The 14,897-nt window shown below is 65.3% G+C and carries 12 protein-coding genes and 3 tRNA genes; 4 read left to right on the top strand and 11 right to left on the bottom strand.

Annotated elements, in window-relative coordinates; genetic code table 11:
* From AC6LJ2_RS12500 to hisN, 8 genes are all read right to left on the bottom strand, one after another.
* On the bottom strand, nt 1-727 hold a 727-nt coding region (locus tag AC6LJ2_RS12500), incomplete at its 3' end, for an elongation factor Tu (RefSeq protein WP_498151455.1).
* Nucleotides 728-784: 57 nt separating this feature from the next.
* Nucleotides 785-859, bottom strand: a tRNA-Thr gene (locus AC6LJ2_RS12495).
* Between the two features lie 10 nt (nt 860-869).
* A tRNA-Gly gene (locus tag AC6LJ2_RS12490) sits at nt 870-943 on the bottom strand.
* 145 nt (nt 944-1,088) lie between these two features.
* A tRNA-Tyr gene (locus AC6LJ2_RS12485) sits at nt 1,089-1,175 on the bottom strand.
* 115 nt (nt 1,176-1,290) lie between these two features.
* Nucleotides 1,291-2,454 carry an iron-containing alcohol dehydrogenase gene (locus tag AC6LJ2_RS12480; RefSeq protein ID WP_498151454.1) on the bottom strand — a complete coding sequence of 388 codons (1,164 nt, stop codon included), beginning with the start codon at nt 2,452-2,454 and terminating at the stop codon, nt 1,291-1,293.
* Nucleotides 2,455-2,476: 22 nt separating this feature from the next.
* The gene (locus AC6LJ2_RS12475) at nt 2,477-3,868 is read right to left on the bottom strand and encodes an aldehyde dehydrogenase family protein (protein WP_498151453.1); all 1,392 of its coding nucleotides are present in this window, start codon (nt 3,866-3,868) and stop codon (nt 2,477-2,479) included.
* Between the two features lie 51 nt (nt 3,869-3,919).
* Nucleotides 3,920-5,305 (bottom strand): glutamine synthetase family protein, encoded by a 1,386-nt coding sequence (locus tag AC6LJ2_RS12470; protein ID WP_263915281.1) that lies wholly within the window; start codon nt 5,303-5,305, stop codon nt 3,920-3,922.
* Nucleotides 5,306-5,369: 64 nt separating this feature from the next.
* Nucleotides 5,370-6,176 carry a histidinol-phosphatase gene (gene hisN / locus AC6LJ2_RS12465; protein WP_263915282.1) on the bottom strand — a complete coding sequence of 269 codons (807 nt, stop codon included), beginning with the start codon at nt 6,174-6,176 and terminating at the stop codon, nt 5,370-5,372.
* A 185-nt stretch (nt 6,177-6,361) separates the two neighbouring features.
* On the opposite strand from hisN, the gene AC6LJ2_RS12460 reads away from it, so the two are divergent.
* Genes AC6LJ2_RS12460 through AC6LJ2_RS12445 form a run of 4 tightly spaced genes read left to right on the top strand, consistent with a single transcriptional unit; the run spans nt 6,362 to nt 10,927 of the window.
* Nucleotides 6,362-7,372 carry an ABC transporter substrate-binding protein gene (locus AC6LJ2_RS12460; RefSeq protein WP_263915283.1) on the top strand — a complete coding sequence of 337 codons (1,011 nt, stop codon included), beginning with the start codon at nt 6,362-6,364 and terminating at the stop codon, nt 7,370-7,372.
* Nucleotides 7,373-7,420: 48 nt separating this feature from the next.
* A complete protein-coding gene (locus tag AC6LJ2_RS12455; protein WP_263915284.1) occupies nt 7,421-8,428 on the top strand; it encodes an ABC transporter ATP-binding protein in 1,008 nt (335 codons plus the stop codon).
* A gap of 52 nt (nt 8,429-8,480) precedes the next feature.
* Nucleotides 8,481-10,148, top strand: a complete 1,668-nt coding sequence (locus AC6LJ2_RS12450) for an ABC transporter permease subunit (RefSeq protein WP_498151456.1) — start codon at nt 8,481-8,483, stop codon at nt 10,146-10,148.
* A gap of 17 nt (nt 10,149-10,165) precedes the next feature.
* Entirely contained in the window at nt 10,166-10,927 is a 762-nt protein-coding gene (locus tag AC6LJ2_RS12445; RefSeq protein ID WP_498151452.1) for a DeoR/GlpR family DNA-binding transcription regulator, read from the top strand.
* A gap of 7 nt (nt 10,928-10,934) precedes the next feature.
* Here AC6LJ2_RS12445 and AC6LJ2_RS12440 read toward each other — a convergent pair whose 3' ends face one another.
* The 3 genes from AC6LJ2_RS12440 to metC form a co-directional block, all read right to left on the bottom strand.
* Nucleotides 10,935-11,936 (bottom strand): Bug family tripartite tricarboxylate transporter substrate binding protein, encoded by a 1,002-nt coding sequence (locus AC6LJ2_RS12440; protein WP_263915287.1) that lies wholly within the window; start codon nt 11,934-11,936, stop codon nt 10,935-10,937.
* A 150-nt stretch (nt 11,937-12,086) separates the two neighbouring features.
* Entirely contained in the window at nt 12,087-13,679 is a 1,593-nt protein-coding gene (locus tag AC6LJ2_RS12435; RefSeq protein ID WP_498151451.1) for a rhodanese-like domain-containing protein, read from the bottom strand.
* Nucleotides 13,680-13,720: 41 nt separating this feature from the next.
* Complete coding sequence (gene metC, locus AC6LJ2_RS12430) at nt 13,721-14,896, bottom strand: cystathionine beta-lyase (RefSeq protein ID WP_498151450.1); 1,176 nt, start codon at nt 14,894-14,896, stop codon at nt 13,721-13,723.
* Between the last annotated feature and the right edge of the window lies 1 nt (nt 14,897).

Here is a 14,897-nt window from a genome sequence, read left to right as displayed (position 1 = left end):
CACCAACCTTGATGATGCCGCGTTCGATACGGCCGGTCACCACCGTGCCGCGACCCGAGATCGAGAACACGTCTTCAACCGGCATCAGGAACGCGCCGTCAACGGCACGCTCAGGCGTCGGGATGTAGGTGTCCAGCGCTTGCGCCAGCGACAGAATCGCTTGCTCGCCCAGTTCGCCCTTGTCGCCTTCCAGCGCCAGCTTGGCCGAACCCTTGACGATCGGGGTGTCATCACCCGGGAAGTCGTACTTGGACAGCAGTTCGCGAACTTCCATTTCCACCAGCTCGAGCAGCTCGGCGTCGTCAACCATGTCAGCCTTGTTCAGGAAGACGATGATGTACGGCACGCCAACCTGGCGGCTCAGCAGGATGTGTTCACGCGTTTGCGGCATCGGACCGTCAGCGGCCGACACGACCAGGATCGCGCCGTCCATCTGGGCAGCGCCCGTGATCATGTTCTTGACGTAGTCGGCGTGGCCCGGGCAGTCAACGTGCGCGTAGTGACGCGATTCCGTTTCGTACTCGACGTGTGCCGTGTTGATCGTGATACCGCGAGCCTTTTCTTCAGGAGCTGCATCGATCTGGTCGTAGCCCTTGGCTTCGCCGCCAAACTTGCTCGACAGAACGGTCGTGATCGCCGCCGTCAACGTCGTTTTGCCGTGGTCAACGTGACCAATCGTACCCACGTTCACGTGCGGCTTGGTACGTTCAAACTTGCCTTTTGCCATGGCTGACTCCTGACCTGGATTGCGCTTCTGACTGAAGAAAAGAACTTTGGAAATTAGTGGTGCCCATGGCGCGGATCGAACGCGCGACCTCTCCCTTACCAAGGGAGTGCTCTACCACTGAGCCACATGGGCATGTAAATCTTGGAGCGGGTGAAGGGAATCGAACCCTCGTCGTAAGCTTGGAAGGCTTCTGCTCTACCATTGAGCTACACCCGCGGGCTACCCTTTCACCATCTCTATCCCAGACTTTCAAAATCAAGGCCTGGGGAACTTTCCAACCTTCGTTGCGAAGGCCGCCCAGTTCCCTAGGCCTACATTTTAAAATCCAGGCAAACATCGCCTGGATTCAGGTATGGGTCTCTGGTGGAGGAGGTTGGATTCGAACCAACGTAGGCGCAAGGCCAACAGATTTACAGTCTGCCCCCTTTAACCACTCGGGCACCCCTCCAGCGGAGAACTTGAGATTATGAACACTTTCAAATCCGCTGTCAAACGCCTGGGACGAAAAATATTCAAATCTTTTGTTCTACCTCCGCCGCGTTTCCGCGCAGAGGGGGCGAAGCTTACAAGATTCCGCGAACGGCTGCACGGAAAAGTTCGGCGTACTGGTCAGGCGTGTAGGTAACGGGGTTTGTTCCCCCCGATGGATCCTCGCTGGCCATGCGCCCTACCCGCTCGGCTTCCGAGTCGTTGATGCCGATGTCGGCCAGGGTGTGGGGGATGCCCACGGTTTCGCGCAAGGCCAGCACCCAGTCGAGCACGGCGCCCGGGCCGTCGTCCGGCAGCGCCAGGTAACGGGCCAGCGCCTGCAGCCGCGGGGCCACGGCATGCTGGTTGGCCTTGAGCACATAAGGCATGAGGATGGCGTTGAGCATGCCATGGTGTGCGTCGTACAGCGCCCCCAACGGATGCGCCAGCGCATGCATCGCGCCCAGGCCGCGCTGGAACGCGGTGGCGCCCATGCTGGAGGCGACCAGCATCTGCTGGCGCGCTTGCAGATCGGTGCCGTCGGCGACGGCCTGCGGCAGGTATTCCTTGATGATGCGCATGCCTTCGAGCGCAATGCCGGCGGCCATGGGATGGAAGAACGGCGAACAGTAGGCTTCGAGGTTGTGCGACAGCGCGTCCATGCCGGTGGCCGCCGTTATCCTGGGCGGCAGGCCGGTGGTGAGTTCCGGGTCCAGGATGACGATGGCGGGCAGCATGCGCGCGTGAAAGATGATGCGTTTGACGTGGGCGGCCTCGTCGGTGATGACGGACGCGCGCCCCACTTCCGAGCCCGTCCCCGCCGTCGTCGGTACCGCCACGACCGGCGCCATGCCGGCAACGTTGACGCGCAAATAGTTGTCGCCCACGTCCTCGAAATCCCAGAGCGGACGGCTCTGCCCGGCCATCAGCGCTATGGCCTTGGCGGCGTCCAGCGCCGAGCCGCCGCCGAACGCGATCACACCGTCGTGGCGGCCTTCGCGATAGCGCGCGACGCCGTCGTCCACATTGCGCCCGGTCGGGTTGCCCCTCACTTCGTGGAACAGGCCGCATTCCAAACCCGCCTGCCGACACGCGCGCACGGCCTCGCCGATCATCGGCAATGCCGCCAGGCCGGGGTCGGTGACCAGCAAGGGTCTTGCCATGCCGAGCTCGCGGCACCAGTGCGGCAGTTCATTGATGCGGCCGGGGCCCGCCTTGATGGCGGTGGGATAGTTCCAGTTGACGCTGGGGACAGTCATGTCGGCTCCTGGTCGCGCGGCCTCAGGCCACGCTGCGCAGATGAAAGGATTTGGCTTGGGTCAGTTGTTCGTAGCCGACTTGCGACAACGAAACGCCGCGGCCGGTGTGCTTGACGCCGGTCCATGCCAGCGCAGGGTCCAGGTAGTCGCAACGATTCATGAAGAACGTGCCGGTGCGCACCTGGCGGCCCAGATGCAAGGCGGCGCCCTCGTCCTGCGTGAACACGGCGGCGGTCAGACCATAGGGGCTGTCGTTCATCAGCGCAACGGCCTCTTCGTCGCTGTCCACCGGCATCACGCCGACCACGGGTCCGAAGCACTCGTCGTTCATGATGCGCATGCGATGGTCGACTTGCGTGAGCAACGCGGGTGCCACGTATGGCGTGCCGGCGCGGGCGGCCTCGAAGCGGCTGGCGTCGGCCAGGTTGCGGGCGCCGCGTGAGAGGGCCTCGTCGATCACTTCTCGCACCTCGTCGGCCGCGCGGCTGCGCACCACCGGACCCAAGGTCGTTTCGGCGCGCAGCGGATCGCCAAGGACGTAGTCGTTGGTCAGGCTCGCCGCGCGGTCGATGAATTCCTGGTAGCGGGACCGCGCCACGTAAATGCGCTGGATGCCGCAGCAGGACTGGCCCGAATTGAAGAACGCGCCATCCACCAGGGTTTCGACGGCGTGATCGAGCTTGGCATCCTCACGCACATAGGCCGGGTCGTTGCCGCCCAGTTCCAGGCCCACGCCGATGAAGCGGCCGGCGGCTGCCTGTTCCACGCTGCGCCCCCCGCGCACTGAGCCGGTGAACGACACGTAGCCGATTTCAGGCGCGCGGATCAGCCGCTGCGCGATGTCGTGGTTGGCATGCAGGTACTGGAACACGCCCTGCGGTACGCCGGCTTCGCTGAATGCGCGGGCGATCAATTCAGCGCACAGCGGCGTCTGATCGGAGTGCTTGAGAATGACCGTATTGCCCGCCATCAAGGCCGGCACGATGCTGTTGACGGCGGTGAGCAGCGGGTAGTTCCAGGGCGCGATCGTCAAGGCCACGCCGATGGGTTCGCGACTGATGAAGCGAGTGAAGCCAGTCAGCTCGGGCACGCGTATCGGCGCCAGCGCGGCCTCGGCGATGCCGATCATGTGGCGCGCGCGCGCCTCGAAGCCGTCGACTTCGCCGGGTGTGTAGCGCAATGGCCGTCCCATCTGGATCGTGATCGCGCGCGCCGCTTCGGCTTTGGCCGCAACAAAGCGCGTGACGGCCTCAGACAGGATGCGTCCGCGTTGTTCGATGCCCAACGCATGCCAAGGCGCTTGCGCGGCCTGCGCGTCAGCCAGCGCCTGCGCGATCTGCGCTTCGCTGGCGTAGGGGCGCCGCACGACTTCGCGCCCGTCGATGGGACTGATGGTGATGAGTTCCTGCGTCATGGCGGCCCTATGCATGCATGCTGTGGATAAGTACTTGGTGTGTCGTAGCAGTCAGATGATTTCGAAGTAGCGCGCCAATTCCCAATCGGTGACGTGGCGCCTGAACTGGCGTTCTTCCCATTCGCGCGTGGCAGCGTAATGCTCGACGAAGGCATCGCCGAACAGATGCCGCGCCGCTTCCGATTCACGCAATCGCTGGGCCGCTTCCCACAAGGTGGTCGGCAAACGCAGGTGCGCCGGAAACTGCTGGGTATAGGCGTTACCCTGCACCATGGGCTCGGGCTTCAGGCCTTGCTCGATACCGTACAGGCCCGATGCCAACGCAGCGGACAGGGCCAGGTAGGGATTGGCGTCGGCCGAGCCGATGCGCACTTCGACGCGCTGCGATTTGTCGCTGCCCGGGATGAGGCGCAACGCGGTGGTGCGGTTTTCCATGCCCCAGGTGGCATCCAGCGGCGCCCAGTAGCCCGGCACCAGCCGCGAATAGCTGTTGATGGTCTGCGCATACAGCGCCATGAATTCAGGCAGATAGCGCTGCACGCCGGCCATGAATGCGGCCTGCGTCGGGCTCATGCCGTGCGGCTGCGATTCGTCGTAGAAAGCCGAACGCCCGCTCTTGCGCTCGCGCAGCGACAGGTGGATGTGGCCGCTTTGACCGGGGTGATCATGCGACCACTTGGCCATGAAGGTGGCCATCAGGCCGTTCTGCTGCGCCAGCGCCTTGGTGAAGGTCTTGAAGAGAAACGCCTTGTCGCCCGCTGCTGCGGCCTGGTCCACCGCGATCGCGGCTTCGAGCACGCCCGGACCGGTCTCGGTATGCAGACCCTCGATGGGCATGTCCATGCGTTCGCACATGTCGAGCAGCTTGCGATAGAAATCACCCTGCACCGTGCTGCGCAGCATGGAATAACCGAAGTTGCCGGGCGTCCAGTTTTCCATGTCGCGATAATGCTTGGCGCGCACCGAATGCGGCGTCTCGCGGAACATGAAGAACTCGTATTCCAGCGCGGCGTAGACCTCGAAGCCCATGTCGGCCGCGCGATCGAGCGTGCGATGAAGCAAGCGACGCGGGCAGATCTCGGCCGCGGGGCCTTCGAATTCGGCCAGGAACAGCAGCATGTCTTCGCCGCCGGGCCCTTGTTCCAGCGGCAGCCGGCGACCTGTGGACGGCACGATGCGCAGCTTGGCATCCGGATACGCCGTGTGCCAACCCGTGTATTTGGTGTTGTCGTAGAGCTGGTCGTCCAGGTCCCAGCCGAACACGACATCGCAGAACGCCAGTCCGCCGCGCAGCGCGGCCAGGAACTTGTCGCGCCGGATGTACTTGCCCAGCATGACGCCATCGACGTCAGACAGGCCGACCTTGATATGCGAGAGCGTGCTGGCTTGCACCAGCCGCTCTGCATCTTCCACCGTTGCTACCCCTAGTGCATGCATGCTCGTTCACCTTGTCCATGGCTGAAGCGTTGCGTTGACTTGCGGGGTCGCGGGGCGTGGCGTTTCAGGTTGTGGCCGCCCCCAGCACCCGCATCGCCTCGCGATGCAGTTGCGGCGTGGCGGCCGCGATCACGCGGCCCTGCGACGCGAGGCCTAACGGCTGCCCCGACCAATCGGTAATGACGCCTCCTGCCCCTTCGATGACGGGCATCAGCGCCAGATAGTCATACGGCTGCAGGCCGGCCTCGACCACCAGGTCGACATGACCGCTGGCCAGCAGGCCGTAGCTGTAGCAATCGCCCCCATAGCGGCGCATGCGCACCGATTGGGTCAGCGTATCAAACGCGGCCAGGTCGGCGCCTTCGAAGATGTCGGGTGAAGTGGCGTAGAGAATCGCCTGCCCCAATTCGGTGCAGCCGCTGGCGCGGCAGATTTCGCCGTTCAATCGCGCGGGCGAATCGGTGGCGCCGAGCCAGCGCTCGCCCAGCATCGGGATGTCGATCAGGCCCAGCACGGGGCGGCCACGGTGCAGCAACGCCAACAGGGTGCCCCACAACGGGTTGCCGGAGATGAAGGCACGCGTACCGTCGATGGGGTCCAGGGACCAGACCCAGTCAGCCTCGGCATGGCTGGCGCCGAATTCCTCGCCGAAGATGCCGTGATCGGGGTACTGACTGGCGATGGCCGCACGCAATGCGGCTTCGACCTCGCGGTCTGCCTGGGTGACGGGACTTTCGTCCGCTTTGGTGTCCACCGACAGCGGGTGGCGGAACCACTGGCGCGACAACGGCCGGACCTGGTCCGCCAGCGTTTGGGCGAACGAGGAAAAGGCGGCCAGTTGCTGCGCGGTAAGCGGCGGCGAAGTTTGCATTGACGAGCTCCCAGGCGTGGTGCAGCGCCAAAAAAACCCTTGCGATTAAGGTTTTTCCAGTCTAGACACGTTGCCACAAATTTGCAAATATACCTAAAAAAGCAACCCAACCGTCTTACAGCAGGCCGCTGTCCGCAAACCGTAGCTCACCGCCGTTGCCGTGTATTCCTTTCCGGAGTTCCATCATGCAATGTAAGAAGAAGCTTAGCCTTGTGGTTGCAGTAATTTCCCTAGGTTGTGCACAGGCCGCCCACGCCGGCGCCATTACCGTCTATTCCGCCCTGGAAGAGGACGAAATCGCCGCCTATCTGAAGGCTGCCAACGCCGCCATGCCGGACGTGAAGGTGAACGTGCTGCGCCTGTCCACCGGCGATCTCGGTGCGCGCCTGATCGCCGAAGCCGGCAACCCGCAGCAGGACGTGATCTGGGGCTTTGCCGTCAGCAACATGCTGGACCCGCGGCTGCAGCAACTGCTGGAACCGTATGCCGCGAAAGGCATCGACGCCCTGCCCGCCCAGTACAAGGCTGCCGACAACAAGTGGTTCGCCGCCACCGGCTACGTCGCGGCCTTCTGTGTGAACACCGATAGGCTCAAGTCCAGGAACCTGCCCATGCCGACGTCGTGGGAAGACCTGGCCAAGCCGGTCTACAAGGGTGAAATCGTTATCCCCAGCCCCGCTGCGTCCGGCACGGGCTACCTGCAGATCGTGGCGCTGCTGCAGGGAATGGGCGCCGAGAAGGGCTGGGCGTACCTGAAGGACCTGGACAAGAACGTGGCGCAGTACACCCCATCCGGCTCACGCCCTTGCAAGATGGCCCGCGCCGGCGAGTATGCGATCGGCGTGTCGTTCGCATTCCCCGCCATGCAATCCATCGAAGAGGGCTTTCCCGTCAAGATGGTGATTCCGTCGAAATGGGTGGGCTACGAGCTCGAGGCATCCGGCCTGATGAAGACCGCCAAGAACCCGACGGATGCCAAGCGCTTCCTGGACTGGACGCTGTCGGCCCAGGCGGGCGGGCTGTACAGCAAGTACAAGGAGCTGGTGACGATTCCCGGCGCGGCGCCGAACAAGGCCGCCGAAGCCGCGGGCCTGCCCAAGGACCTGACCGCGGTGCTGTATCCCGTGGACTTTCAGAAATCCGCCGCCGAACGCGACGCCACCATCAAGACCTGGCAAGACACCATCAAACGCTGACGGCTCGCGGACTGCACCCGCCGGCCGGCGTCCCCAGCTGGAGCAGCCATGTACCTGGAACTGCGCGGGATACGCAAGACCTTCGAGGGCGCGGTCGCCCTCGAAGGCATCGACCTGTCTGTCGGCGAGCATGAGTTCGTCTGCTTGTTGGGCCCCAGCGGCTGCGGCAAGACCACCCTGCTGCGCATCGTGGCGGGACTGCTGCCGTTCGATGCCGGCAGCATCCGGTTGGGCGGACGCGATCTGTCGGCCCTGCCGGCGCGCAAGCGCGGCTTCGGCATCGTGTTCCAGTCGTATTCGCTTTTTCCCAACATGACCGTGGCAGAGAACGTCGGCTACGGCCTGCGCATACGCGGTGAAAGCCGCGAGCGCATAGCGTCACGCGTGACGGAGCTGCTGGCGTTGATCAAGCTGCCCGACTACGCGCAGCGCTATCCACACCAGCTTTCCGGCGGCCAGCAGCAACGCGTGGCGCTGGCCCGCGCACTGGCGGTAGACCCCGCCCTGATCCTGCTTGACGAGCCGCTGTCGGCCCTGGATGCGCGAGTGCGTACCGACATGCGCGCAGAAATCCATGACGTGCAGCGCCGACTGCGGATTCCCACCATCATGGTGACCCACGACCAGGAAGAGGCGTTGACGCTGGCCGACAAGATCGTGTGCATGAATGACGGGCGCGTGGAACAGGTGGGGTCGCCGTCCGACCTGTACCTGCGGCCCCAGACGCGGTTCGTCGCCAATTTCGTGGGGCTGAGCAATCTGCTGCCCACCGACTGGGTACGGCAAGCCATGCCGGCGCTGTTGGCGACGCGGCCCGACGGCGCCAGCGACCGCTACGAAGCCTGCCTGCGGCCCGAGAGCCTGCGCATCGCCCCCGACGACCAGGGCCCCGGGCGCGTGCGCGAGATGACCTTCATGGGCAACCTCACCCGCTTGCGGGTGGACTGGCAAGGCCGCGAACTGCTGGTGGAACAACAGGGTGCGGCCGGCCTGTCGCAGGGCGCCCCCGTACGCCTGGACATGGAGCCGGGACAATGCGCCTGGGTCCGCGTATGACGCCGGCAGCCGTGGCCAGGCGGTCGGGAGCCGCCGAGTGAGCACGGCCCACATGAGCGCCACCGCATCCGCCCCCGCCGCCCGCACTCCCTGGTCGCTGGACCGCGTGTTGCTGTGGACCTGCGTCGGCATTCCGATGGCGGGCCTGGCGTTGTTTTTCCTGTTTCCGCTGGCCACCGTGGCGTGGCGCAGCCTGGTCCAAAAGGATGGCGGGATCGGCCTGGGCAACTACGCCGAGGTGTTTGCGACCCGCGGCATCCTGACCGCCACCGCCAACAGCCTGACCATGAGCGCGGCCACCACGGCCGTCAGCCTGCTGCTGGGCTTTGCCATCGCCTACGGGCTGGACCGCAGCCGCATGCGCGGCAAGGCCTACGTCAAGTTGGCGCTGGTGCTGCCGCTGCTCGCGCCCTCGCTGGTGCAAGGCCTGGGCTTGATCTTCATCCTGGGCCGCAACGGCCTGGTGCACCGCTGGACCGGTTGGGAATTCGATATCTATGGCTTCTGGGGCCTGTTGATTTCCAACGTGTTCTACGCCTTGCCCCAGGCAGTGCTGATCCTGCAGGCCGCGTTGCGCAACACCGACGCGCGCTACTACGACGCGGCCGAAGTGATGGGCGCATCCAGCACACGGCAGTTCTTCGACATCACGTTACCCAACTGCAAGTTCGGGCTGCTGAGCGCCGCCTTCGTGGTGTTCGTCATTACCATCACCGACTTCGGCAACGCCGCGGTCATCGGCGGCAACTACAAGGTGCTGGCGACCGAGATCTACAGCCAGGTCTCGGGCCAGATGAACTTCGGCATGGGATCGGTGGTGGGCATCCTGTTGCTGCTGCCGTCGTTGATCTCGGTGCAGATCGAACGGGTAGCCTCGCAACGCCAGTTCGGCTCGGCGTCGCCCAGCGGATTGCGGGTGATGCCGCAGCCCGCTCGCGGCCGCGACCGTGCCTTCACGGCCGGCGTGCTGCTGTGTACCAGCGCGATCGTGGCCACGGTGGCCACCGTCGTGTTCGCCAGCTTCATGCGCCTGTGGCCGTATCGCATGGAATGGACGCTGAAGCACTACGACATCACCGTCAGCGGCGGCTACGCGCCGCTGTGGACATCGCTGTACCTGTCACTGGCGGCCGCATCCGGCGGCGTGCTGCTGCTGTTCTTCCTGACCTTTGGCGTGTGTCGCATCCCGCGGGCCTGGGCCAAGCTGGTGTACCTGGTGTCGGTGCTGCCGGTGGGCGTGCCTGGGCTGGTGCTGGGCCTGTCGTACATCTTCGCCTTCAATTCGCCCGCCACGCCGCTGTATGCGCTGTACGGCAGCGCCGCGTTGATCGCCCTGTGCAATTTCTACCACTATCACACGCAGGGCTTTCTGACGATGATGACGGGGATGCGCGCAGTGCCGCAAGCGCTGGAGGAAGCGGTCAGCTGCCTGGGCGGGGGCACCTGGCAGGTGCTGCGCGATGCCGTGCTGCCGCAGATCGCCCCCACCGTATTGGGCGTGTTCTTCTTCCTGTTCATGCGGTCCATGGTCACGCTGTCCGCGGTGATTTTCCTAGTGACGCCCTCGGTCAGCGTGGCGCCGGTTTCTGTCTTGCGGCTGGACGAAGCGGGGTTCGTCTCGCAGGCGGCGGCCTATTCGACGCTTATCATGCTGGTCGTGGGCGGTTCCCTGCTGGCGATGCGCGCGTTGATCGCGCTGGCGGCGCGGCGCCGCAAATAGATTAGGAAGCATCCGATATGTGGCAAGAAGAGCGGTATCAAAGAATCCGCGCCCTGCTGTCTTCCCTGCAGCAGGTATCGACCGACCGTATCGTCGGCGAACTGGGGGTATCACGGGAGACGGTCAGGCGCGACCTGCTGGAGCTGGAAGCGATGGGCGAGTTGCGCCGCGTGCACGGCGGCGCCGTGCCGGTGCATAGCGAACCCCCTATCACCGAACGGGTGCACACGCGCGTCAAATACAAACGCGCCATCGCACGCGCCGCTGCCGGCCTGGTCAGCAGCGGACAGACACTGTTTCTGGATGCCGGCAGCACCACCAGCGTGCTGGCCGACGAACTGGCCAAGCTGACCGGGCTGACCATCATCACCAATTCGTTCGACGTGGCCCTGAAGGTCGGCGCGGCCGGTAACGGCGCCAACGAATTGATCATGCTGGGTGGATCGGTGGGCGGCCCGGTATGCGCCACCGCCGGCGACATCACCATCGCCGAGATCCACCGCTACCGCGCCGACCTGGCGCTGCTGTCTCCGGTGGGCGTGGACGCCGAATGCGGCGCCACCAGCTACGACCTGCGCGAAGCCGAGGTGGCCCGAGCGATGGCCGCCAACGCCAAGCAACGGGTGCTGCTGGCCGACTTCAGCAAGATCGGCCTGTGCAGCCGCGTGTCGTATTGCGAGGTCGGCCGCATTGATTACCTGGTCACCAACACCAACGCCGAAAAGATGCCGGCCTTCGCGCCACTGAAGACCGCCGTGGGCAAGACGTTGACGGTGTAGCCGCGCGTCAGTCCACCGACACGCCCGCCACCTTCACCATGTCTGCCCAATAGAGGGTGTCCTGCTGCAGCCGCTTCTGGAAGGCATCGGGCGCACTGCCGACCGGCTGGCTGCCGCCGGCCTGGATCTTGGCGATCACGTTGGGCGATTTCATGGCCTGAGCCACGGCCTTGGCCAGATAGGCGATGCGGTCCGGCGGCGTGCCGGCCGGCGCGAACAGGCCGTACCAATCGTCGGCGGTGATGCCGTCCATGCCCGATTGCTTGAGCGTGGGCGCGGTCTTGAAGATACCGATGCCGTTGTCGTGGCTGAGCGCCAGGATGCGCAGCTTGCCCGCGGCCACCATGGGTTCGGCCGATGCGGGCGAGGTAATCAGCATGTCCACCGTGCCGCCCATCAGGTCGGTGATCGCAGGCGCGGCGCCGCGATACGGCACGTGCACGAGTTTCACACCGGCCTTTTGCGACAGCAGCGCGCCCATCAGGTGGCTCATGGTGCCGTTGCCCGGGGTGGCATAGGTGATGACGCCGGGCTGCTTGCGCGCGGCGTCGAGATAGTCGCCCAGCGATTTGTAGGCGCTTTCGCTGCGCGACACGAGCACCAGCGGCGCGGAGGTGATCTGCGAGATGGGCACGAAGTCCTTGACCGGATCGAAGCCCACGTTCTTGTACAGGCGCGGATTGACCGCCATGACGCTGGTCTGCGACATCACCAGCGTATAGCCATCCGGCTTGGCGCGCGAGACCTGCGAGGTACCCACATTGCCACCGGCGCCAGAACGGTTCTCCACGACCACGCTCTGACCCGTGATCGCGCCCAACTCCTGCGCAATCAGGCGCGCCACGCCGTCATTGCCGCCGCCGGGCGGAAACGGCGACACCACCGTGATGGCTTGCTTGGGATAGTCGGCCAGCGGCGCCAATGCCTGAGCGTGGGCGTTGACGCCCCAGGCCAGGCAAGCCAAGGCGGCCGCGGTGGTGCAGGCTTGCAGCACGTGTTGCTTTGTCATCGGTACTTCCCCTTGTAGTCGGCGGCCGGATACTCGGCCGTCCGTTGCATTCCGGTTCGCCATGAACCGTCCGCGCCCCGGCGGCTGGGCACCGGGGCGTGCTGATCGGATAAAGCAGGTCGTGCGGCCGCTCATGCGGCCCATGGGCGACTAAGCCGGAAAGCGATACGCGGCGCGTTCGCGCTCGTCGATCTGCTTGACCAGGTTGGTTTCCCAGGCGAGGTACTGACGCGCCGCGGCCTTGTTGCCGTCGTGGCGGTCGTGCACGAAAAACAGGTAGTCGATGCAATCGCGGTCGGCGGGCTCGTCCGGCGTGGCTTGCAGGGTCAGGCCCGCTGCCGACCAGCCGGCCGGCGAGCCGAGGTTCACCTTGACGTCGCTTGCGCCCAGCGCCCGCAGATCAGCCGCCGCCCAGGCGGCCACGGCCAGTTCGTCGGCCAGCAACACCACTGGTTGCGCGGGGTCCAACGCCAGATCGGCAAAGCGTGGGCGAATCGACCATTGCGCCCCCGCGATATGTTGGGTGCGATAGCGCATGCTGGCGCGGATGTCGACCAGCTGCGCGCCCTGCGCGGATGCTGCGACCAGCGCCGTGTCGTCCAACACGGCCACGGACGGAGCATCGGCCGGCACCACGTTGGCTTTCAGCGCTGCGGCCACGCCCTCTTGCAGCACGCTCGCATCCCAGCCCATCTGGCGCAGCCAACTGGCCACGACCGGCGCGCGCACACCTTCGGCGTCGAACACCACGATGCGTGCGCCACGCACGGCCAGGTATTGGTCGGTGGCCTGGATCAGCTGGCCGCCCGGCGTGTGCTGGGCACCGGGCAAGGACCCTTGCGCAAACTCTTCGGCGCTGCGCACATCGCACAGGAAGGTGCTGCGACCCGCCTCATCCAGCCAGGCCTGTACCTGGCTTGCGTCGACGCGCGGCACGTTGTGGCGCTCGGCCAGATTGGCCGAGCGCTGCACCAGCGCCGGCAAGTCCTCAGGCACCACGCTATCGTCGTAGCGACGCTGCGCGCCATGGTCGAGCTTGAAGTCTTCCAGGTACCAGCCTTGGGTGCCGTTTTCCAGCGCAAACACCGGGTTGGGCACGCCCAGGTTGATCAGCGTCTGCGCGCCGATGATGCTGCGCGTGCGTCCTGCGCAATTGACCACGATGGTGGTGGTCGGGTTCCTGGCCAGGGTATGTGCACGCAACGCCAGCTCGCCATTGGGGCAGCAGATGCCGCCCGGAATGCTCATCTTCTGGTATTCGGCGTAGGGCCTGCCATCCAGCACGATCAGGTCGTCGCCGCGGCGCTGGCGCTCGGCCAGTTCGCGTGCACCGATACGGGGGGTGTGGAACACTTCTTCGGCGAGTTCACCGAAGGTCTTGCTGGGCACATTGACGCCGGCAAATGCGGCATAGCCGTCGCGTCGCCATTGTTCGATGCCGCCCGCCAGCCGGTGCACCTGCGTGTAGCCCAGCGCACGCAATGCGCGTGCGGCGCGCGCCGCCGTCTCGTCCACGCCACCTTCGTCATAGACCACCACCCGCACGCCGCGACGCGGCGCCAACCGCACGATGTCGGCTTCCAGTCGGCTGTACGGAACCGGCGCGGCATAGAACAAGTGAGACTCGCCGTATTGGCCATGCTCGCGCACGTCCAACAGCGCGATCTCGCTACCGTCGTGCAGCCAGTCCTTGAGCGTGTGGGAATCGACGTCGGCCGTGTTCAGGTCGGAATGGGGATGCATCAGTGAATTCTCGGGAATCGGAAAAGGGGGAATGGCGGATATCAGCGCTCGGGTCGAAGCTGGGTGAAGGCGTGGTCGAGGTCGGCGATCAGGTCTTGCGGGTCTTCCAACCCGATATGCAGCCGCAACATCGGGCCATGCGCCTGCGCAGCCGGCAGCGAACGCGCATTGCGCAACTGCATCGGAATCACCAGGCTTTCAAAGCCGCCCCAGGACGCGCCGATGCCAAACAGGCGCAGCGCATCGATGGCGCGCTCCATGTCGGCATCGGTAATGGGCGCGGCGAACTCCACGGTCAGCAAGCCGTTGGTGCCCGAGCATTCACGCCGCCAGACGGCGTGGGAAGGGTCGTCAGGCAGCGCCGGGCACAACACGCGCGCGACCTCCGCCCTGCCCTGCAGCCACTCGGCCACGCGCATCGCACTGCGGGCATGCTGGGCCAGGCGCAGCGGCAGTGAACGCATGCCGCGCAGCACCAGGAAGGCGTCATCGGCGCCGACAGTCTGGCCGAAGTCGATGCCGGCGCGATCCAACGGCCGCCAGGCGCGCGGGTTGGTCACGACTGCGCCCATCATCACGTCGGCATGGCCGCCCAGGTACTTGGTGGCCGCGAGGATAGAAATATCGGCGCCCAGCGACAGCGGTTGGCACAGCAAGCCGGAAGCCCAGGTGTTATCCACAGCCAGCCAGCAACCATGGGTGCGCGCCAGCGTCGCCAGATGGCTCAGGTCCGGCATTTCGTAGGTCAGCGAACCCGGCGACTCGGCGTAGATCATGCGGGTATTCGGGCGTATCAACGACTCAAGGCCGGTGCCGTCCGGCGAGTAATACGCGTATTCGATCCCCAGGCGCGACAGATGTTCGGCGCAGAAACGACGCACGGGTTCATAGACTGCATCGGTCACCAGCACGTGATCGCCGGCGCGCAGATAGGCCAGCAACACAGTCGCAATGGCCGCCTGCCCGGTGGGGAACAACTTGGCGCGAAAGCCCTGTTCCAGTTCCACCAGCGCGTCTTCCAGCGCATGGGTGCTGTCGGTGCCGCGTGCGCCGTAGGACGGCAGGCGTTCCTGCTCGCGACGCGCCCGCGTGTCGCGCCAGGCCGCCACGCTGTCGAACACATAGGTGCTGGCCCGCGTGACCGGCGTATTGACCCAGCCGCCATGAGGGCGCCCGGCGCGCAGCAGCCGCGTCGCGGGCCGATAGGGCTTGTCCATG

The sequence above is a fragment of the Achromobacter sp. 1014246743 genome (assembly GCF_059760725.1).
Note: the sequence above shows the minus strand (reverse complement) of the source record. Positions and strands in the feature narration are given on the sequence as shown.